Raw genomic sequence first — 19,579 nt, 5'->3', positions numbered from 1 at the left:
GCTTCATCTGTCGTCATCGACAGGCCCCGGAGTCCGTGCCCGAAGAGGCAGGAGGACCCGGTGGCCACCGCAGCCGACATCACCGCCATGCGCCGAGCGATCGTGCTCGCAGCCCGCGGACTCGGCTCCACCAGCCCCAATCCGGTCGTCGGATGCGTGATCGCCGACGCCGCCGGAGAGATTGCCGGAGAAGGCTTCCACCAGCGCGCCGGAGGGCCGCACGCCGAGATACACGCGCTGCGCGCGGCCGGCGGACGGGCCCGGGGCGGTACCGCCTACGTCACCCTCGAACCCTGTAACCACACCGGACGCACCGGCCCCTGCGCGCAGGCGCTCCTGGACGCCGGGATCAGCCGCGTCGTGTACGCGGTCGGCGACCCGAACCTGCGGGCCACCGGCGGCGCGGACACCCTGCGCCGGGCCGGGGTCCGGGTGACGGGCGGCCTCCTGGCCGACGAGGCGGCGGCGGGCAACACGGCCTGGCTCACCTCGGTGCGGCTCGGCCGCCCGTACGTCCTGTGGAAGTACGCGGCCTCCCTCGACGGCCGGATCGCCGCCGCCGACACCACCAGCCGCTGGATCACCTCGCCCGAGGCCCGCGCCGACGTCCACCGGCTGCGTGCCGAGGCCGACGCCGTGGTCGTCGGGTCCGGCACCGCACGTATTGACGACCCCCAGCTGGCGGCGCGCGGCATCGAGGGCGCCACCCAGCCGCTGCGGGTGGTCGTCGACACCGGGGCCACCGCCGTCGGGCCCGGCGCCCGCGTCCTGGACGGCACGGCGCCCACCCTGATCGCGGTCGCGGACGACGTCCCCGCCGCGCACCTGCCCGCGGCGGCCGTCCTGCGGCTGCCCCGGGCCACCGCCGGGCCCGGCCTCGATCTGACGGCCCTGCTCGACGCCCTGCACTCACGCGGCGTCCGGTCCGTACTCCTCGAAGGCGGGCCGACGCTGGCCGGTGCCTTCGTCGCCGCGGGAACGGTCGACAAGGTCGTCGGCTATCTCGCACCCGTCCTGCTCGGCGCGGGCCCGTCCGCCCTCGCCGACGCCGGAATCTCCACCATCTCCCAGGCGTTGCGCCTCGAAGTGACCGAGACCGTCCGTATCGGCCCCGATCTGCGCGTCACCGCCGTCCCTGTCACCGCTCGGAAGGGAAACTGAGTGTTCACCGGAATTGTCGAAGAACTGGGTGAGGTCACCGCCGTCGAGAAGCTCGACGACGCCTCCCGATTCCGCCTGCGGGGCCCCGTCGTCACCGAAGGCGCCAAGCACGGTGACTCCATCGCCGTCAACGGCGTCTGCCTCACCGTGGTGGACCTCGGCGACCACGAGTTCACGGCCGACGTGATGGCGGAGACGCTCGACCGCTCCAGCCTCGGCGCCCTCACGACCGGCTCCCGGGTCAACCTGGAGCGCCCCATGGCGCTCGGCGGCAGGCTCGGCGGACACATCGTCCAGGGCCATGTCGACGGCACCGGCCGCATCGTCGAGCGCACGGTCTCCGAGAACTGGGAGATCGTGAAGATCTCCCTGCCCGCGGAGCTGACCCGCTACGTGGTGGAGAAGGGGTCCATCACCGTCGACGGTGTGAGCCTGACCGTCGTCGACGCGGAGACCGACCACTTCACCATCAGCCTCATCCCCACCACCCTCGCCCTGACCACGCTCGGCATCAAGCAGCCGGGCGACCCGGTCAACCTGGAGGTGGACGTGATCGCGAAGTACGTCGAGCGGCTGCTCGGCGCCGACGCGGTCCCGGGCGCAGCCCCCGGCGCGGTCCGGGGCGAGGTGCCGGAACCCGGGGAGCCGGTGACATGAGCGCGCTCACCTGGCTGAACTCGGAGGCGTTCACCGTCCTCGGGCAGCACATCATCTGGTCGGACATGATCGGCAACACGATCGGGGTGGCGGCGCTCACCCTCGGCTGGCTGCGCTCCATCTGGACCTGGCCCGCCCAGCTCCTCTCCGGCGTCGTCCTGGTCGCGGCCAATGTCTCCGTGCACCAGGCGGGCAGCGTCGGCAAGCAGCTGGTGGTCATCGCCGTCGCCGTCTGGGGCTGGCAGCAGTGGACCCGCGGCAGGCGGCAGGCCCAGGACGGCAGCATCGCCGTACGGTTCGCCACCTGGCGCGAGCGCGGCTGCCTGATCGGCGGCGCGGCCCTCGGCACCCTGGCCGTCGGCGGCCTCTTCACCGCGTTCCCCTCACTGTCCTGGAGCCCGTGGGCGGACGCCTACATCTTCGCGGGCACGCTCGTGGCGATGCTCGCCCAGGCACGCGGCATGGTCGAGTTCTGGTTCGCCTGGCTCCTGGTCGACCTGGTCGGCGTACCGCTCAATTTCCACAGCGGACTCGCCTTCTCCGGTCTCATCTACGTCGTATACGGCGCCCTCGTCCTGTGGGGCATGCGCGACTGGTGGCTGCGTACGCGGACACCCGCTCTGGAAGGAGCCACGGCATGACTGCCCAGCCCACCTGGTTGCACCGGGACCACGCCCGTCTCGCCCCGGACCTCGCCCTGGACCCCGTCGAGCAGGCCATCGGCGACATCGCCGCGGGCCGGCCCGTCGTCGTCGTGGACGACGAGGACCGCGAGAACGAGGGCGACCTCGTCATCGCCGCCGAGAAGGCGACCCCCGAGATCGTCGCGTTCATGATGAGCGAGTGCCGCGGCCTGATCTGCGCGCCGATGGAGAGCGCCGAGCTGGAACGGCTCGAACTGCCGCAGATGGTCGACCACAACACCGAGTCCATGAAGACCGCCTTCACCGTCTCCGTCGACGCCTCGGCCGCCCACGGCGTGAGCACCGGCATCTCCGCCGCGGACCGCGCCACCACGCTGCGGATGCTGGCGGGCGGCGTGGCCGGCCCCGGGGACTTCGTCCGCCCCGGCCATGTCTTCCCGCTGCGGGCCCGATCCGGCGGCGTCCTCGTCCGCAACGGCCACACCGAGGCCGCCGTCGACCTCGCCCGGCTCGCCGGGCTGCGGCCCGCCGGGGCGATCGTGGAGATCGCGGGAGAGGACGGCGTGATGCTGCGGCTGCCCGAACTCGTCCCCTTCGCCCGCAAGCACGGTCTGACGATCATCTCCATCGAGGACCTGATCGCCTACCGCCGCAGCGCCGAGCCCGCCGTCCGCCGCGAGGCCGAGGTCAGGCTGCCGACCGCCTTCGGCGAGTTCACCGCGTACGGCTACCGCTCCACCGTCGACGGTGTCGAGCACGTGGCGCTCGTCCACGGCGACATCGGCGACGGTGAGGACGTCCTCGTACGGATCCACTCGGAGTGCCTGACCGGCGACATCTTCGCCTCCCAGCGCTGCGACTGCGGGCCCCAGCTGCACGCCGCCATGCGACGCATCACCGAGCGGGGCCGCGGCGTCGTCGTCTATCTGCGCGGCCATGAGGGCCGCGGCATCGGACTGCTCTCCAAGCTGCGCGCGTACGAACTCCAGGAGCGCGGGTCCGACACCCTCGACGCCAATCTGGAGCTCGGCCTGCCCGCCGACGCCCGCGACTACGCGGCGGGCGCCCGGATCCTCGCGGACCTCGGCGTCGCCAGTCTCCGGCTGATGACCAACAACCCCGACAAGACCGCCGCGGTCGTCCGGCACGGACTCGCCGTCACCGGCCGCGAACCCATGCCCGTACAGGCCGGCGAGCACAATCTGCGGTACCTGCGCACCAAGCGCGACCGCATGGGCCACGACCTGCCGTGGCTCGACGGCGCCACCGCGCCGGCGTGCGGCAACCAGTAGCCGGAACCACCCCACCACCCCTCCCGTGACCCACGGAACGAGCAGTAGGAGAGACATGAGCGGCAAGGGCGCACCCGAACTGTCCGTACGCAACTGCGGTGACCTGCGGGTCGCCGTGGTCGCCGCGCAGTGGCACGAGAAGATCATGGACGGACTCGTCGACGGCGCCCTGCGCGCGCTGCGCGAACTCGGCATCGACGAGCCGACCCTGCTGCGGGTCCCCGGCAGCTTCGAACTCCCCGTCGTCGCCAAGGTCCTCGCGGGCCGGGGGTACGACGCGATCGTCGCCCTCGGCGTCATCATCCGCGGCGGAACTCCCCACTTCGAGTACGTCTCCCACGGCGTCACCGCCGGCCTCACCCAGGTCACCGTGGACACCGGGGTCCCGGTCGGATTCGGCGTCCTGACCTGTGACACGGAGGAGCAGGCACTGGACCGGGCCGGTCTCGAAGGGTCCAACGAGGACAAGGGCCACGAAGCGGTCACGGCGGCCGTCGCCACCGCCGCGACCCTGCGTGCCGTCAGCGAACCCTGGCGCTGAGGACGGCCCGGCGACCCCGTATTCTAAGGACCATCATGGCGAACAAAACCTTCGAAGAGCTCTTCGCCGAGCTGCAGCTCAAGGCCGCCGACGGCGACCCCTCCACCTCCCGTACCGCCGAACTGGTGGACAAGGGAGTGCATGCCATCGGCAAGAAGGTCGTCGAGGAGGCGGCCGAGGTCTGGATGGCCGCCGAGTACGAGGGCAGGGAAGCCGCCGCCGAGGAGATCTCGCAGCTGCTCTACCACGTCCAGGTGATGATGGTCGCCCGCGGGATCTCCCTCGACGACGTCTACGCCCATCTCTGAGCCGACCGCCGCTTCCGCCCGTCCGCACAGCCCACCCCTTCGCACCAAAGGACCTGACCCCATGCTGCGCATCGCCGTCCCCAACAAGGGTTCACTCTCCGGACCTGCGATGGCGATGCTCCATGAGGCCGGATACCAGCAGCGCAAGGAGTCCAAGGAACTCGTTCTCGTCGACCCGGAGAACGAGGTCGAGTTCTTCTACCTTCGGCCCCGCGACATCGCGATCTACGTCAGCTCCGGCCGGCTCGACATCGGCGTCACCGGACGTGACCTGCTGCTGGACTCCGGCGCCGACGCGGAGGAGATCCTCCAGCTCGGTTTCGCCCGCTCCACCTTCCGTTACGCCACCAGGCCCGGCACCGCCCACGGCCCGCAGGACTTCGACGGCATGACGATCGCCACGTCCTACGAGGGCATCGTCGCCAAGCACCTGGCCGACGCGGGCGTCAACGCCTCCGTCGTCCACCTCGACGGCGCCGTCGAGACCGCCATCGAGCTCGGGGTCGCCCAGGTCATCGCCGATGTGGTGGAGACCGGAACCAGCCTGCGCAACGCCGGACTCGAAGTGATCGGCGAGCCGATCATGACGTCGGAGGCCGTGGTCATCCGGCGGACCGGCGCCCCCGCGGACGACCCTAAGGTGCAGCAGTTCCTGCGCCGCCTCCAGGGCGTCCTGGTCGCCCGCTCCTACGTGATGATGGACTACGACTGCCGCGTCGAGCACCTGGAGCGCGCCGTGGCCCTCACCCCGGGCCTGGAGTCGCCGACCATCTCCCCGCTGCACCACGAGGGCTGGGTCGCCGTCCGCTCCATGGTCGCCGCCAAGGAGGCGCAGCGGATCATGGACGACCTGTACGAGCTCGGTGCCCGCGCCATCCTCACCACGGCCATCCACGCCTGCCGTCTCTGACGGCAGGGGCACCGAGAACACCGACAGACAAGAAGAGCCCCTGATGTCCGCCTCCGCGCCCCGGCCCGAACAGCCCGCCCTCCCGGTCACCTTCAGGCCCACCCTCACCCGGGTGGTCCTGCTGGCCGTGGGTCTGGCGATGTTCCTCGTCATCACCGTCATCGCCCTGACCCTGGAGAAGCTGAATCCGGGGGAGCGGACCAGCTTCATCTTCGTCGCCGCGCTGTTCCTCGGCGTCCTGGCCCTGCTCAGCAGGCCCAAGGTGGTCGCCGACAACGCCGGCGTCACCGTCGTCAACCTCACCCGTACCCGCAGGCTGGCCTGGGCGGAGATCCTCCGCGTCAACCTGCGGGTGGGTGATCCCTGGGTGTTCCTCGACCTCAGCGACGGCACCAGCCTGCCCGCCCTCGGCATCCAGCCCGGAATCGCCAAGAAGCAGGCCATCCGCGACGCCCGTGCGCTGCGCGTCCTCGCCGAGACCCATGGCACCGGAGCGGACACCGTCACGGAGAACGACTGAGCCCCTGCCCCGTCCGGCCTCTTCTTGATTACTCTGGAGGGCGGTGGCGCCCTGTGGCGCCCCGCCCCGCACCAGAGGGGCCCCCAGGGGCCCGCGGGGCTTTTCCTGCGACCCGAGGAGTGACTCCCTCCAGCAATGGACGGATCGTCCGGTAGTACCTGCGCCGCCCCTTCCCAGGAGGCGGCGGCATGACCACCCCCCTGCTGCTTCTGAGCGCGGCATTCCTTCTCATCCTCGCCAACGGATTCTTCGTGGCAGCCGAATTCGGGCTTGTCACCGTGGAGCGGCCGGACGCCGAACGCGCGGCCGCCGAGGGCGACCGGCGGGCCCGTACCGTCGTCGAAGCCCTGCGAGAACTCTCCTTCCAGCTCTCCGGCACCCAGCTCGGCATCACCATCACCTCGCTGGTCGTCGGCATGCTCGCCGAACCGGCGCTGGCCCAGCTGCTCGCCGGACCCCTCACCGCGGCCGGACTGCCCGAAGGCGCCGCCCCCGGCGTCAGCGTGGTCATCGGCATGCTGCTCGCCGCAGCCGTCCAGATGGTGATCGGCGAACTCGTACCGAAGAACTGGGCGGTCTCCAGACCGCTCCAGGTCGCCCGCTTCGTCGCCGGACCCCAGCACCTCTTCTCGGCCGTGCTGAGGCCCGTGATCACCGCACTGAACACCGTCGCCAACCGGCTGGTGCGGCTGCTGGGCGTCGAGCCCACCGACGAGCTGGCCTCCGCCCGTACCCCGGGCGAACTGGTCTCACTGGCCAGGCACTCGGCGCGGGCCGGCACCCTGGAACAGGACACCGCCGACCTCTTCGTACGGACGCTGTCACTGGCGGGCCTCACCGCCCAGCATGTGATGACGCCCCGGGTGAAGGTGAGCGCCCTCCAGGCGTCGGCGACCGCGGCGGACGTCCTCAACCTCACCCGTGCCACCGGCCTCTCCCGCTTTCCCGTGTACCGCGACCGCATCGACGAGGTCGTCGGCATGGTCCATCTCAAGGACGCCCTCGCCGTCCCCGCCCAGGAGAGGCTGCGCACGCAGGCCGGCCGGATCGCCGTACCGCCGCTCCTGGTGCCGGAGAGCCTGCCCGTCGAACAGCTCCTCCAGCGGCTGCGCAACGAGCAGCCGATCGCCGTCGTCGTCGACGAGTACGGCGGCACCGCCGGAGTCGTCACCCTTGAGGACATCATCGAGGAGCTCGTCGGCGAGGTCCGCGACGAGCACGACGCGGAGGGGGACGACCGGCCCGAGCTGGCCACCGCCGTCGGCGACGACGGCCGCACGGTCTGGGACGCCGAGGGCAGCTGCCGGGTCCTCACCCTGCGCCGGATAGGCCTGGAGGTACCCGACGGGCCGTACGAGACCGTGGCCGGACTGGTCGCCGACCTGCTCGGCCGCATCCCCGCCCCCGGGGACCGCGCCGAACTCCCCGGCTGGCGGATCTCCGTCCGCCAGGTCGGCCACTACCGCGCCGAACAGGTCCGCTTCGCCCGCACGCCGGATCCGGCCGGGACGGGAGCGGCTGCGGCGCCCTCCGCACGAGGGCTGCTGGAGGCCGTGCGATGAGCCTGGTCCAACTGCTGTTCGCCGGGCTCCTGGTGCTGGCGAACGGCTTCTTCGTCGGCGCCGAGTTCGCACTCGTCTCCGTACGCCGCAGCCAGGTCGAACCGCTCGCCGCGAGCGGATCGGGCCGGGCCCGCCAGGTCCTGTACGGACTGGAGAACCTGCCGCAGATGATGGCCGCCGCCCAGTTCGGCATCACCATCTGCTCACTCACCCTGGGCGCCGTCGCCGAGCCGACCGTGGCCCACCTCCTCGAACCCGTCTTCCACGCGGCGCGGGTCCCCGAGGGGCTCATCCATCCGCTCGGCTACGCCCTGGCCCTCGTCTCCGTGGTCTTCCTCCACCTCGTCATCGGCGAGATGGTCCCGAAGAACCTGGCGATGGCGGCTCCGGAGAGGACCGCCCTGTGGCTCAGCCCCGGACTGGTCGGCTTCGCCCGGCTCTGCCGCCCCGTCACCTCGGCACTGGGCACCTGTGCCCGGCTGGTGCTGCGGATCTTCCGGGTCGAGCCGAAGGACGAGGTCGAGGCCGTCTTCACCAGCGAGCAGCTCAACCGGCTGGTGGAGGACTCCGGGCAGGCCGGACTGCTGGAGCCGGAGGCCCAGGAACGGCTGGAGGACGCCCTCGGACTGGGCAGCCGGCCGGTCACCGATGTGCTCCTGGAGCGGTCCTCGCTGGTGACGGTGGACCCCTCCGTCACCCCGAGGCGCATCGAGGAGCTGACCGTGCGGACCGGATACTCGCGCTTCCCGGTCTGCGCGGAGGGCGGTGGCCCCTTCATGGGCTACCTGCACGTCAAGGACGTCCTCGATCTGGAGGACGGCGACCGCGCCGTCCCCCAGCAGATCTGGCGCCCCATGGCCACGGTGCGCGCCGAGCTGCCGCTCGACGACGCCCTGAGCGTGATGCGCCGCGCCGCGACCCATCTGGCCCAGGTGGCCGACGGGTCGGGCCGGGTGCTCGGCCTGGTCGCCATGGAGGACGTCCTGGAAATGCTCGTGGGAGAGGTCCGCGACCCGGCCCACCGCGTCTCGGTACCCCGCCGCACGGTGGACGTGCCGTCCGCCCAGCAGGAACGGAAGACCCTGGCGGGACGGACCTGAGGGGAGCGCCGCACACGGCCCGGTGACAGCCGGCGCCGCAGGTGTGCGGACCTCCCCCACCGGACGGGCGCGGGATCAGGCCCGTCCGGTGGGGGAGGACACCGCCAGGCCGCTGCCCAGCCCCGGACTCCCGGACGGGCCTCAGCCGGCCGCGCCGGCCGGCGCACTCCACAACCCCGGGAGGCACCCCGGTGTCCGGCACCCCGTCACCCCGGCGGCCCGTGTCCCGGACCGGCCTCAGCCGGCCCCCGGCTCCTGCTGCGGTCCCCGGTCCACCGGACCCCGCCCCGAGAGCACCTCTCCGTACGCCTGCATCAGATCCGGCAGCCGCAGCGTCGCCAGATCGTCACGTGTCGGCATGGCCGCGTACCCCGACAGCCGCAGATCCCGGTACGCGCAGCTCTTCTCGTACAGCGTCCGCAGGAAGCGGCCGTTGCCCAGCTCGTCGATCCAGCCCTGGTCGACGACATGCCCGCTGATGCTGCGCAGCTCGTCCACCGACTCCTCGTCCCACACATCGCCGTTCTCGGCGGCCAGCACCCCGCCGATCGCGGTGAGCTCCAGGGGCCGGTAGCTCGGGAAGTCCACCCGGCTGGTGAAGCGCGAGGAGAGCCCGGGATTGGTGGCGAGCAGCCGGTCCATGCCCTCCGGGTAGCCCGCGAGGATGACGACGAGATGGTCCCGGTTGTCCTCGGCCCGCTTCAGGAGAACCTGAAGCGCCTCGTCACCGTACGCGTCGCCCTTGCTGTAGCCCGAGTTGGACAGGCTGTACGCCTCGTCCACGAAGAGCACCCCGCCGAGCGCCGAGTCGATCAGCTCATTGGCCTTGACCGCCGTCTGCCCCAGGAACTCACCGACCAGGTCGGCCCGTTGCGCCTCGACCAGATGGTCGCCGCCGAGGAGACCGAGCGCGTAGAAGACCCGGCCCAGAATGCGGGCCACGGTGGTCTTGCCGGTGCCGGAGGGGCCGGAGAAGACGAAGTGGCGCTTCGGGGGCTGGACGGGCAGCCCCTGCTCGGCCCGCAGCCGCGCCATGTTCAGCTGCGCGGACAGGGCCTTGACCTGGCGTTTGACCGGTTCCAGGCCGACCATGCGCTCCAGTTCCGCCAGCGCGCGGGCCAGCAGCACGGGATCACTGGGACCGGCGGGGAACGCGGTCGCCCTCGGCGCTCCCGCGGCCTTGTGCCGTACGCCCTCGACCGGCGGTGGCGCGGCGGCCACCGGTTCCGCGTCCGGCCACGGCTCCCTGCCCTCCACGAGCTCGGTGCCGAGCGGGGAGTCGGCCTCCGGCTGGGGTTCCGCGCCGGTGGCGTCCGCGCCGAACCCGGTCAGCGACACGGAGGCCAGATCCGCCGATTCGTCGTATCCGTCGCCCTCGGAGATCGCCGCGAGCCGGGCGGAGGTGTCCATGAAGGCCGGATCGACGCGGTGCACCGCACGGTAGAGCGGCAGGGCGGCGGCGCTGCGCCCCGTCCCCTCGTGGGCCCTCGCCAGCCAGTAGCGCAGCTCCTTGCGCTGCGGCTGTTCGCTGCGGCAGCGCATCAAGGCGGCCGAGAGGAGCGGTTCGGCCTGTCCGTACATCTCCATGCGTACCCGCGCCATGCCGCCGAAGAGTCCGGCCTCGATGCCGAGCATCGGATCGTCGACGAGCTGCTCGGTGTTGCGGACGAGCTGGTCCCAGTCCTTGACGAGATAGGAGCGGCAGGCGTGCAGGAACCGCACCTGCGGGTCCGTGTCGACCGGGGGCAGCCCGGCCAGCGCCCGGTCCAGCTCCGGCACATGGCGGCCGTCCAGCCAGTGCGAGGCGTGCGCGAGCAGCAGATCGCGCGGGCTCTCCAGCACCGGCTGCACCCACCAGCCCAGCCAGTACCAGGAGTTGAGTGTGCGGCGATGGCGCGAGCGCTGCTCGCCGAAACGCTCGCGGTGGCGGTACATCCGCAGCAGCGCCGTGGTGGTGTCGATGCGCAGCGCGTGCAGTCCGAGCCAGCCGTCCGCCATGCCGGGATCGAACCGCACCGCGGTTCTGAACTCCTCCTCGGCCTGCGGATACGCGCCCATGGTGTAGGCGTCCACGCCGCGCAGCCAGGCGAGGTCGGCCGGGGCCTGTGCGCCCTGCGTGCCGATGTCCATCAGGTCCCCCACAAACCGTGCCCCCAGGATGTCCCGCCCGCACAGCATGCCCACCGGAGCGCGCTGAATCACTGTGCCGAGGAGGGGAATTGACCGCACCGAGGTGCATCGTACCGGTACGGAGGGTGAGCGGCTAAGAGGCCGTCGGCGCAGGTGAGACCGTGACCGAGGGTGATCGGATCGCCCGGTGCGGCAGGACGGGAGAGGGTCATGAGCGCAGAACGAAGCCCCCGATCACGGGGGAACAATCGGGGGCTTCGCGTCTGCGGGGGCTCCGAAAAGCCGCACAATGAGAACGTAAGACCTGTAAGGCCCCTCGGTCAAGCCGAGTTGGGGTACTTCCGGGGCGATTTCCGGCTGCTCAGCACGATCCCGTAAGCCGTTCACCCTGGGTGACGGAACGGTTCATTCCTGCATCCGTACGAGGCCCCGGCAGCCACTCGTACCCCTCGGGCAACTGGCGTACCAGAGCATCGGCGAAGGGACGTGAGGGGTCCTCGGCGAAATGCCGCTCCTCGGCGACGGTCCAGCCGTCCCAGAACTCCGCGAGCTCCGGCCCGTCGCGATGCCTGCCCCGCGCCCAGGAAGCGGCCCGGTCCCACTCCATCCAGTACAGCGCGGCCAGCCGCGGGCGCAGCGCCCGGCGGCCGGCCCCCACCCCCTCGATCAGCACGACGGGCGCGGGCTCCACCGTCCGCACCGGTCCGAAGCGCCGGGCGGTCCAGTCGTACGGGGCACAGCGGGCGGGCTCCCCGCGCGAGAACGGCCGGAGCACCTGCTCGTACAGCCGGTCCGTCCAGTCGAAGAACTGTTCGTGGGTGGCGAAGTCGTCCAGGTGCAGTACGGGTGCGCCGCCGAGCGCCGCCGCGAGCCGGGCCGCGAGGGTGCTCTTGCCCGAGCCCGCGTGTCCGTCGATCGCGATCAGCCGCACCGGCCCGCAGGAAGGCTGCAGGGAGCGCAGGGCCCCGGCCGGGCCGGTCAGGTCGTTCATGTGTCCAGCGTACGCAAGGGCCGCCGCCGGTCCGGAGCCGCCGCAGGTCACGTCAGTGGAGCAGACCAATATTGGTGGAGCGGCACAGGACGAATCACTGGCCGAATGCGGCGGTGACCCGGGATAGTTGGCGCACCGATCGGCATCCGCAGCCCCATTCCGCTCACGACCGGGGGTCTCGCCCATGACCAGACCGACTTCACGCAGAACCGTACTGACCGCCGCACTCGCCGCGGCGGCGGGCACCGGCCCGGTGATCGCCGCAGGCCCCGCGACGGCCGCGGCCCCTTCCTCCCACCGCTCCCCAGCACCCCCGGCGGCACTCTCGGACGTGGACAACCGTTTCTGGAGCACCTACACCGACTGGCGCTGCGGCTCGGGGGACGGAACCCGTGCCGTGGCCGGCCGCAGGCCCGGTCTGGTGATCGCCGCCCCCGCCGGGCGCACCGACTACACCGATCCGCACACCGGGAGGACCACCGCCTGGGAGTACGCGACCTGGACCTCACCCGTCCACCGCTCCACCGTCGCTGCCACCGAGGTGATCGCCTCGTGGAACGCCGACACTCCGGCAGGCACCTGGATCCAGGTGGAGCTGGGCGGCGAGTACACGGACGGCACCGCCACGCCCTGGTTCGTCATGGGTCGCTGGGCGGCCGGCGACGGCGACATCCGGCGCACCTCCGTCGACGACCAGACCGACGGCAGGAGCTCGGTCTGGACCGACACGTTCTCCATGGACGACCCGGCGAGCGGGCTGCGGCTGGCCTCGTACCGGCTGCGGGCGACGCTCCACCGCACCCCGGGCAGCCGGCTCACCCCGACGCTGTGGCGGCTGGGAGCGATGGCCTCGGACGTCCCCGACCGGTTCACCGTTCCGGCCAGCACCCCCCGCCTCGCCCGGGAACTGCCGGTGCCGCGCTATTCGCAGAACGTCCACGTGGGCGAGTACCCCGAGTACGACAACGGCGGTGAGGCGTGGTGCAGCCCCACCTCCTCGCAGATGATCATCGAGTACTGGGGGCGCAGGGCCACGGCGGAGGACCTCGCGTGGGTGAAGCCGGGCCTCGCCGACCCTCAGATCTGTCACGCGGCCCGGTACACCTTCGACTACCAGTACGAGGGGTGCGGCAACTGGCCCTTCAACGCCGCCTACGCCGCCACGTACCGGGACATGAGCGCGGCCGTCACGCGGCTCGGCTCGCTGACCGATGTGGAGCGGCTGGTCCGCGTGGGCATCCCCGTCATCACCTCCCAGTCCTTCCTCAAGGAGGAACTGACCGGGGCGGGTTACGGGACCTCGGGCCATCTGATGACGGTGATCGGCTTCACCGAGCAGGGCGACGTCGTCGCCAACGACCCCGCCTCGCCCGACAACCCAGCCGTTCGCCGCGTCTACCTGCGCCGTGAATGGGAGAACATCTGGCTGCGCACCAAGCGCTACGACGCGAACGGCAAGGTCAGAAGCGGTACGGGAGGGGTCTGCTACGTCTACTGGCCCGCCAGGCCGACGCCGGGGCAGCGCCGGGTTCTGAAGTCGCTCGGCCTGCTGTGAGCCGCCCCGGCCGGGGCCCCGCCACCCCGGCCGCGGCGGCTCGCCCGCTCCCCGCCTCGCAGCCGGTGTGTGACACGGTGTGGTGCGGGATCGAGCAGTGTGATCGTCAGGTACCTAGACGCCGCGGTACAGGCCGCGGCCCGTGCGGCGGACCCGGGAGGTGCCGACCAAGCGGTCGAGGGTGCTTCGGACGGCGTTGATGCTGGAGCTGTCCGTGGCGCGGCCGAGCGCCGCGGCGACATCGCGCGCCCGTACCTCGACCTCGCCGACGCCGGCGAAGTACTCCAGGATCTGCTCGGTGAGCCTGCCGTACTGCTTCTGCCCGCCCGCATCGTGGGGGGAGGACACCGGCGCCGGGCCGTGTTCCCCGGGGGCTGCCGGGGATTCGGCCTCCTGACCGGGGCCGGGGCCAGTGCCGGGGCTCGGGTGTCCGGCCGTCGGCGGGGTGCCGGCCGGAAGCACCGCGGGCGACCGCGACGGGGGTTCCACGTGTGCAAAGGCCCCGGTCGTGTGGCCGGGGGCGGCGCCGGCGGTGCCGGAAGGTGCCGGTCCGGCGGGGGACATCAGGGTCTGAAGGGCGCCGAGAGCCCGCTGGACGGAGCTGAGATGGGCGACGACCGCGGCGAGTTCCCGCTCCAGTGCCTGCTTCTGGATCATCAGACGGGCGAGGTCCTCCTGCAGGCTCTCCGCGGTGACCTCGATGTCATGTGCCCTGTGGGTTACGGAGACCATGTGTTCCTCTCGTCCTCGACCCGTTTGTGGCCGCATCCGCGCCCGGCGTCCCCCGACATGTTGTCCGGTTCCCACGTGGGGTACTGCCGGACATCATATGCGGGTACACCCTCGCGTCGACGAGAGACCGAGGCGCCCCCACGGCGCTCCGCGCACGCCTCCTCCCGGTTCTTCACGACGTGGCCGGCCCGCCGCTCCGTGAAGGTGTCGGCGGCACGCTCCGTGGAGGCAGGGGCTCCGGGGAGGGGCTCGGCGACGGGAGCGCGTTCTCGGAGCTGACGGCCCGCAGCCGGTGCAGGGTGTCGGACACGGACTGCATCTGCACGTTGAGCAGAGCGAGCGACCGGCGCAGGTCGGTGATCCGGGACTGGAGCGAGAAGGCCTCCGCGGCCAGGGACTGCGCGGTGGCCGCGACGGCGAGTGGGGTTTCGGAGCGTTTCACAGGGGGCGGCCTTTCCGCGTGCACGGGAAACACATGGCGTGGGAGCCGGCCGGATGCCCGTACGGGCCGGTGCGGAATGCCGTGGCCGCATAGCCGAGTACGGGACAGCCTTGAGCCGCTCTCCTCGTGCGCTGGATGTCGAAGGGGGGAATTCGAGAATGGGCCGGTCGGGAATGCGCCGCGATGGCTTCCGTACGGTGAAAGGGGACCGGCCGCCGAGGCCGGGATGGCCCTGCGGCCAGGACCACCCCGGGGGCTCACGCCTGCCGGGCGGACCAGTCGGTGAAGCGGCTGCCGGTGATCTGCGCGTCGGGGCCGGGCAGGAGCGTGGTCTCCCCGAGCGCGGCGCCGAAGTACGTGGCCTGAGGATCCGTCACCACGGTGCGCGGGTCGTTCCTCGCGGCGAGGGTCTCGCGGATGAGCTCGTCCAGCCGGAACGTGTCGGGGCCCGCCACCTCCACCGTGCCGCCGACAGGAGTGCCGACAGCCGTGCGGCCCACGGCGGCGGCCACGTCGTCGGAGTGGACGGGCGTGATCCTGACCGGGGCCAGACGCACGGTGTCCCCGTCCGTCGCCGCGTCGGCGATGCCCTTCATGAACTCGAAGAACTGTGTGGCGTGGACGATGGAGTACGGAATCCCGGACGCCTTGATCAGCTCTTCCTGCGCCTGCTTGGCGCGGAAGTACCCGCTCTCCCGCAGGTGCTCGGTGCCGACCACCGACAGAGCGACGTGGTGGACCACACCGGCCTCGGCCTCGGCCTTGAGGAGGTTGGCGGTCGAGGTACGGAAGAACTCCATGACGGCGTCGTCCTCGAACGAGGGGGAGTTCGACACATCGACCACGACCTGGGCGCCCTCAAGAACCTCGGCGAGGCCCTCACCGGTCAGCGTGTTGACACCGGTGCCGGGCGCGGCCGGCACCGCCTGGTGGCCCTCGTCGCCGAGCCGGGCGACCAGCTTCGAGCCGATGAGCCCGGTACCGCCGATGACGACAACCTTCATGTGGGGAATCCTCTCGGGAGATTCTCTGGACGCGCCCGCGCGCTCTGAGATCTGTCCGCGCTTCGGCATCGACTTCTTTCCGACTTCATCGAGTAAAGACCGGAGGGCCCCTGTGTTTGTGACAGGCGCCCGGAGGAATCCCCGGACTTTCTTCTCCGTCAGGCGGGTGGGCCCGGGGAATGCGGCGGATATCCAGACGCCAGGACGAGCGCTCAGCCGTTCAGGGACGCCACAAAGGGCGACAGCTTCGCGGGGTTCATGACCCACATGATCCGGTCGATCCCCTCCGCGGACACATCCACGGACAGCAGGGCCACGGCGTCCCCGGCAGAGGAGACGAGCACGGCCGGCCGACCGTTGGCCTCCGCCCACCGCAGCTCCGTGCGGGGCCAGAAGCGCGGCGCGAACGCCACGAGGTACTTGGCGACGCGCGTACGTCCGAGTACCGGGATCCGAGAAGCGCCGCGCACCCCACCACCGTCGGAGTAGCTGACGACGTCCGCGGCGAGGACCTGTTCGAGCACCGTCAGATTCCCGGTCCGTGCGGCGTCCAGGAACACCGTGAGCAGGCGCCGGTGGTCGGCGGAGCTGACCTGCTTCCGGCGCTCGGCGGCCAGGTGCTTGCGTGCCCGGCTGACCAGCTGGCGGGTGTTGGCTTCGGATGTCTCAAGGATGTCCGCGACCAGCCGGTAGGGGTACGCGAAGGCCTCGCGCAGGACATAGGCGGCCCGTTCCACCGGGTTCAGCTTTTCGAGGAGCAGCAGGACGGCCAGTTCCAGGGCTTCGGCCCGCTCCGCCCCCACCTGGGGGTCCACGCTGGTGTCGACCGGCTCGGGCAGCCACGGACCCGGGTAGGACTCCCGCCGTACCCGGGCGGACCGGGCGACGTTGATGGCCAGACGTGTGGTGACGGTGGTCAGGAAGGCCGCCGGTTCGAGGACCTGCGCCCGGTCGGCCCCCTGCCAGCGCAGCCAGGCGTCCTGCACGATGTCCTCGGCCTCCGCCGCGCTGCCGAGCATGCGGTAGGCGATGCCGAACAGCTGTGGGCGCACGGCGAGGAAGTCCTCCGTCGCCCGGTCGAGGGAGGTGTCGTCGTCGCCCGTGTGCATGGTCGCTCCGTTCCCGCTTGATCGTCCTCATGCTACAAACCGGCGGAGCGGGGCGTCGGTTCAGCCGGGCGGACCCGGAGCGGCGAGGTCGGTCACTCACCCCGCCTCAAGGCTGTCCGGTCATCCTCGGCGGGTCACCACTGATGAGCGGTCATGGAAGCGCGACCGGGCAGCCGACAGGCCGCCCGGCCCATGACGGACCGGTCTCGGTCCGCCCGGCCCACGACGGACCCGCGGAAGGCGCACACCGTGTCCGGCGGCCCGGCGGCCCGGCAGCGCGGCAGCCCGGCAGCGCACAGGCGCGGAACCGGTCACCGATTCCTGCACGCCGTCATGGCCACAGCCATCGCGGCGAGGCCTTGCTACCGGGAACCCCGTACGGAGAACTCGTTGCCGTCGGGGTCGAGCATGAGCACCCGGTCTCCGTCGCCCCCGCCGATGCCGGTGCGCGTCGCGCCGAGCGAGACCAGACGGTCGATCTCCGTCTCCCGGTCGGCGTCGGCCGGGAGCGCCAGCTCGAAGTACAGCCTGTTCGTGCCCGTCTTCGGCGCCACCGGAGGACCACCCCACGTGATCTTCGTACCGCCGTCCGGCGATTGGATCGCGGTCTCCTGGTCCTGGTCCCAGACCAGCGGCCACCGCAGTGCCTCGCTCCAGAAGTAACCGACCTCCTGCGTGCCGTCGCAGGCCAGTGCTCCGATGAAGCCGGTGTCGGCGAGGAACCTGTTGCCCGCCTCGATCACGCAGAACTCGTTGCCGTCCGGGTCGGCGAGCACCACATGCCCTTCTTCCGGGAGTTGCCCCACGTCGATGTGTCTCCCGCCGAGCTCCAGCACCCTGGCCACCGTCTCCCGCTGATTCTCCGGGGAGGTGCTCGTCAGGTCGAAGTGCGCCCGGTTCTGGCCCGTCTTCGGCTCCTGGCTCGGCAGGAACCGAAGACGGAACCCGGAGGCCTCGGGGGGCAGGATCGCGGCGTCCTCGTCCGGACCGTCGGCCAACTCCCAGCCGAGGACCCCGGACCAGAATCGTGCCAGGCCCGCCGGCCGGGTCGCGTTGAAGCAGATCGCGAACAGTTGACTGGTCATACCCCGTGTGTCTCCGATTCCCTGACGGCGGTTGCGGCGCCCGCCGCCCCGCGGGCGCAGCCTAGAGGCGGCCGTGCGCGCCCGCATCCGGGTTTCCGCCGTGCGGGGAGCGAGGTCCTCCGCATCACGATGATCGTGCGCCTCGGTGGCAGAAAGAGTGTGACACCGTGTGAATTGGAGGGGGAGGCGGTCAGCGGTGGGCCACGTGCCTCCCGTTTCCCGCCGCAGTCCCGGGCGGGAGGCGGGAGGCACGTGTTCGGCGGTGCCGGGCGACTCAGCCGAACTGGCCGGGCTGATAGCTCCCGGCGGGCTGCTGGTTGATGACGTTGATGCGGTTGTAGGCGTTGATGACGGCGATGAGGGAGATCAGCGCGGCCAGCTGGTCCTCGTCGAAGTGCTTGGCGGCGTTCGCCCAGGCCTCGTCGGTGACGCCGCCGGCGGCGTCGGCGAGCCGGGTGCCCTGCTCCGCCAGTTCCAGCGCGGCGCGTTCGGCGTCGGTGAAGACCGTGGCCTCACGCCAGGCGGCCACCAGGTGGAGACGCTGGACGGACTCGCCCGCGTGGGCGGCGTCCTTGGTGTGCATGTCGGTGCAGAAGCCGCAGCCGTTGATCTGGCTCGCGCGGATCTTCACCAGCTCCTGTGTCGCGTGCGGCAGCGTGGAGTCCGAGACCACCTTGCCGGCCGAATTGATGTGCTTCAGGACCTTGGCCCCCAGCGCATTGCCGAAGTAGTCGAGACGGGCATCCATGGTGTGCTCCTCGCCGTAGTGCGGATTCGCACTATTGACCTGGCCGACCCCTGAACTGTGACAGGACACGCGATGTGACCCGCGGCACATTTGGCGCGTGTCCGCCCCGCCTCGGGGCCCGTGCCCCTTCCCCGTGCCCGGGACCCGGACGACGGGGCCGTGCTGTCGCCCGGGGGTACACCCGGGTTTCCACGGGCGCGCCCGGCACCCGCTCCGGACGACGGTGGCCGGGTCACCGAGCCGGGCCTCGGCGCACGACGAAACCGGCCCCGGCGGTCCAGACCACCAGGAGTGGGGAAGAACGTCATGCACTTGTCCAGCATCGACGTCGTGCCGGAGCCAGGCGCGTCGAGCGTGGGTACGACCGGGAACGCGACGACGACCACCGTTCGTCCGGGGCCCGAGACGGCGGTGCACTTCGAGAGCGTCCGGCCCCTGCTGTTCGGGATCGCCTACCGGACGCTGGGCCGTGCCGCCGACGCCGAGGACGTCGTCCAGGACGTGTGGGTCCGCTGGCAGGGCGCTGACCGGGCACGGGTGCGGGACCGGGTCGCGTTCCTCGTGACCATCACGACCCGGGTCGCGCTCAACGCGGCCACCTCGGCCCGCGCCCGTCACGAGGTCAGTGTCGGCGGCTGGGGTCCGGAACGCGGGCTGGTCTCCGTCGATCCGGTGGGGGAGGCCGAACGCGGGGAGTCGCTCGCGTGCGCGGTCCGGCTGATGATGGAGCGGCTGTCCCCCGTCGAACGTGCCGTGTACGTACTGCGCGAGGCATTCGAGTATCCGTTCCGCGAGATCGCCGACATGCTCGGGCTCAGCGAGGCCAACGCGCGGCAACTGGCGGTCAGGGCACGCAAGCGTCTCGCCGAGCCCCGGCACAGCCCGGTCGGTCCGGCGGAGCGGGACCGGCTGCTCGAAGCCTTCCTCGAAGCGGCGCGATCCGGCGACATGGCGCACCTCATCGACCTGCTCCGGGAGCTCGGTCCCCCTCCGCACCCTGGGCGATCCCCCCGGGCAACCGTGCGTTCAGCGGCAGTTGACGGGGCATCGGCGGCCTCCGACGGTGGCCGTCCCGGCTGATTGCCCGG

20 protein-coding genes are annotated in these 19,579 nt (G+C 71.5%); 12 read left to right on the top strand and 8 right to left on the bottom strand.

All coding sequences use genetic code 11. The features are described from left to right. Nucleotides 1-60: 60 nt before the first annotated feature. The 10 genes from ribD to ABT170_RS30895 all read left to right on the top strand — a co-directional run bounded on the left by ribD (nucleotide 61) and on the right by ABT170_RS30895 (nucleotide 8,695). The gene (gene ribD / locus ABT170_RS30940) at nucleotides 61-1,161 is read left to right on the top strand and encodes a bifunctional diaminohydroxyphosphoribosylaminopyrimidine deaminase/5-amino-6-(5-phosphoribosylamino)uracil reductase RibD (RefSeq protein ID WP_351872841.1); all 1,101 of its coding nucleotides are present in this window, start codon (nucleotides 61-63) and stop codon (nucleotides 1,159-1,161) included. Then, nucleotides 1,162-1,818, top strand: coding sequence for a riboflavin synthase (locus ABT170_RS30935; RefSeq protein ID WP_329940995.1), 657 nt, complete (start codon nucleotides 1,162-1,164; stop codon nucleotides 1,816-1,818). Next, nucleotides 1,815-2,459, top strand: a complete 645-nt coding sequence (locus ABT170_RS30930; protein ID WP_329940996.1) for a nicotinamide mononucleotide transporter family protein — start codon at nucleotides 1,815-1,817, stop codon at nucleotides 2,457-2,459. Before ABT170_RS30935 ends, ABT170_RS30930 begins: the two co-directional genes overlap by 4 nt. Next, a complete protein-coding gene (locus ABT170_RS30925) occupies nucleotides 2,456-3,754 on the top strand; it encodes a bifunctional 3,4-dihydroxy-2-butanone-4-phosphate synthase/GTP cyclohydrolase II (RefSeq protein ID WP_329940997.1) in 1,299 nt (432 codons plus the stop codon). Before ABT170_RS30930 ends, ABT170_RS30925 begins: the two co-directional genes overlap by 4 nt. A gap of 55 nt (nucleotides 3,755-3,809) precedes the next feature. Next, on the top strand, nucleotides 3,810-4,295 hold the full coding sequence (ribH, locus tag ABT170_RS30920) for a 6,7-dimethyl-8-ribityllumazine synthase (RefSeq protein ID WP_329940998.1): 486 nt from the start codon (nucleotides 3,810-3,812) through the stop codon (nucleotides 4,293-4,295). A 35-nt stretch (nucleotides 4,296-4,330) separates the two neighbouring features. Beyond that, nucleotides 4,331-4,603 (top strand): phosphoribosyl-ATP diphosphatase, encoded by a 273-nt coding sequence (locus tag ABT170_RS30915; protein ID WP_351872836.1) that lies wholly within the window; start codon nucleotides 4,331-4,333, stop codon nucleotides 4,601-4,603. A gap of 61 nt (nucleotides 4,604-4,664) precedes the next feature. Beyond that, nucleotides 4,665-5,513 carry an ATP phosphoribosyltransferase gene (gene hisG, locus ABT170_RS30910; RefSeq protein ID WP_266929143.1) on the top strand — a complete coding sequence of 283 codons (849 nt, stop codon included), beginning with the start codon at nucleotides 4,665-4,667 and terminating at the stop codon, nucleotides 5,511-5,513. Between the two features lie 43 nt (nucleotides 5,514-5,556). Continuing rightward, complete coding sequence (locus ABT170_RS30905; RefSeq protein WP_351872832.1) at nucleotides 5,557-6,033, top strand: PH domain-containing protein; 477 nt, start codon at nucleotides 5,557-5,559, stop codon at nucleotides 6,031-6,033. Between the two features lie 188 nt (nucleotides 6,034-6,221). Next, nucleotides 6,222-7,595 (top strand): hemolysin family protein, encoded by a 1,374-nt coding sequence (locus ABT170_RS30900; RefSeq protein WP_329941000.1) that lies wholly within the window; start codon nucleotides 6,222-6,224, stop codon nucleotides 7,593-7,595. Continuing rightward, nucleotides 7,592-8,695: a hemolysin family protein gene (locus tag ABT170_RS30895; protein WP_329941001.1), complete on the top strand. Its 1,104-nt coding sequence runs from the start codon at nucleotides 7,592-7,594 to the stop codon at nucleotides 8,693-8,695. The genes ABT170_RS30900 and ABT170_RS30895 overlap by 4 nt, the downstream gene beginning before the upstream one ends. Nucleotides 8,696-8,932: 237 nt before the next feature. Here the strand turns inward: ABT170_RS30895 and ABT170_RS30890 are convergent, their stop codons facing one another. Then, entirely contained in the window at nucleotides 8,933-10,873 is a 1,941-nt protein-coding gene (locus ABT170_RS30890; protein ID WP_266930910.1) for an AAA family ATPase, read from the bottom strand. A gap of 313 nt (nucleotides 10,874-11,186) precedes the next feature. Further along, nucleotides 11,187-11,816 carry a uridine kinase family protein gene (locus tag ABT170_RS30885; RefSeq protein ID WP_351872828.1) on the bottom strand — a complete coding sequence of 210 codons (630 nt, stop codon included), beginning with the start codon at nucleotides 11,814-11,816 and terminating at the stop codon, nucleotides 11,187-11,189. A gap of 184 nt (nucleotides 11,817-12,000) precedes the next feature. On the opposite strand from ABT170_RS30885, the gene ABT170_RS30880 reads away from it, so the two are divergent. Further along, nucleotides 12,001-13,371, top strand: coding sequence for a C39 family peptidase (locus tag ABT170_RS30880; protein WP_351872825.1), 1,371 nt, complete (start codon nucleotides 12,001-12,003; stop codon nucleotides 13,369-13,371). Between the two features lie 114 nt (nucleotides 13,372-13,485). Here the strand turns inward: ABT170_RS30880 and ABT170_RS30875 are convergent, their stop codons facing one another. The 6 genes from ABT170_RS30875 to ABT170_RS30850 all read right to left on the bottom strand — a co-directional run bounded on the left by ABT170_RS30875 (nucleotide 13,486) and on the right by ABT170_RS30850 (nucleotide 18,491). Next, entirely contained in the window at nucleotides 13,486-14,103 is a 618-nt protein-coding gene (locus ABT170_RS30875; RefSeq protein WP_329941004.1) for a hypothetical protein, read from the bottom strand. Between the two features lie 172 nt (nucleotides 14,104-14,275). Beyond that, nucleotides 14,276-14,545 carry a hypothetical protein gene (locus ABT170_RS30870; protein ID WP_329941005.1) on the bottom strand — a complete coding sequence of 90 codons (270 nt, stop codon included), beginning with the start codon at nucleotides 14,543-14,545 and terminating at the stop codon, nucleotides 14,276-14,278. A 257-nt stretch (nucleotides 14,546-14,802) separates the two neighbouring features. Beyond that, complete coding sequence (locus ABT170_RS30865) at nucleotides 14,803-15,549, bottom strand: SDR family oxidoreductase (RefSeq protein WP_351872821.1); 747 nt, start codon at nucleotides 15,547-15,549, stop codon at nucleotides 14,803-14,805. A gap of 212 nt (nucleotides 15,550-15,761) precedes the next feature. After that, nucleotides 15,762-16,658: an RNA polymerase sigma-70 factor gene (locus tag ABT170_RS30860; RefSeq protein WP_351872818.1), complete on the bottom strand. Its 897-nt coding sequence runs from the start codon at nucleotides 16,656-16,658 to the stop codon at nucleotides 15,762-15,764. Between the two features lie 362 nt (nucleotides 16,659-17,020). Beyond that, nucleotides 17,021-17,743 (bottom strand): VOC family protein, encoded by a 723-nt coding sequence (locus ABT170_RS30855; RefSeq protein WP_329941008.1) that lies wholly within the window; start codon nucleotides 17,741-17,743, stop codon nucleotides 17,021-17,023. Between the two features lie 274 nt (nucleotides 17,744-18,017). Next, nucleotides 18,018-18,491 carry a carboxymuconolactone decarboxylase family protein gene (locus ABT170_RS30850; protein WP_329941009.1) on the bottom strand — a complete coding sequence of 158 codons (474 nt, stop codon included), beginning with the start codon at nucleotides 18,489-18,491 and terminating at the stop codon, nucleotides 18,018-18,020. A 306-nt stretch (nucleotides 18,492-18,797) separates the two neighbouring features. Between ABT170_RS30850 and ABT170_RS30845 the strand changes: the two genes are divergently transcribed. Beyond that, a complete protein-coding gene (locus ABT170_RS30845) occupies nucleotides 18,798-19,571 on the top strand; it encodes a sigma-70 family RNA polymerase sigma factor (protein WP_351872814.1) in 774 nt (257 codons plus the stop codon). The last annotated feature ends 8 nt before the right edge of the window (nucleotides 19,572-19,579 follow it).

It is taken from the genome of Streptomyces sp. NPDC001787 (assembly GCF_040297465.1).
Taxonomy (GTDB): domain Bacteria; phylum Actinomycetota; class Actinomycetes; order Streptomycetales; family Streptomycetaceae; genus Streptomyces.
The sequence above is the reverse complement of the archived record's forward strand: the minus strand, read 5'-3'. Positions and strand labels throughout refer to the sequence as shown.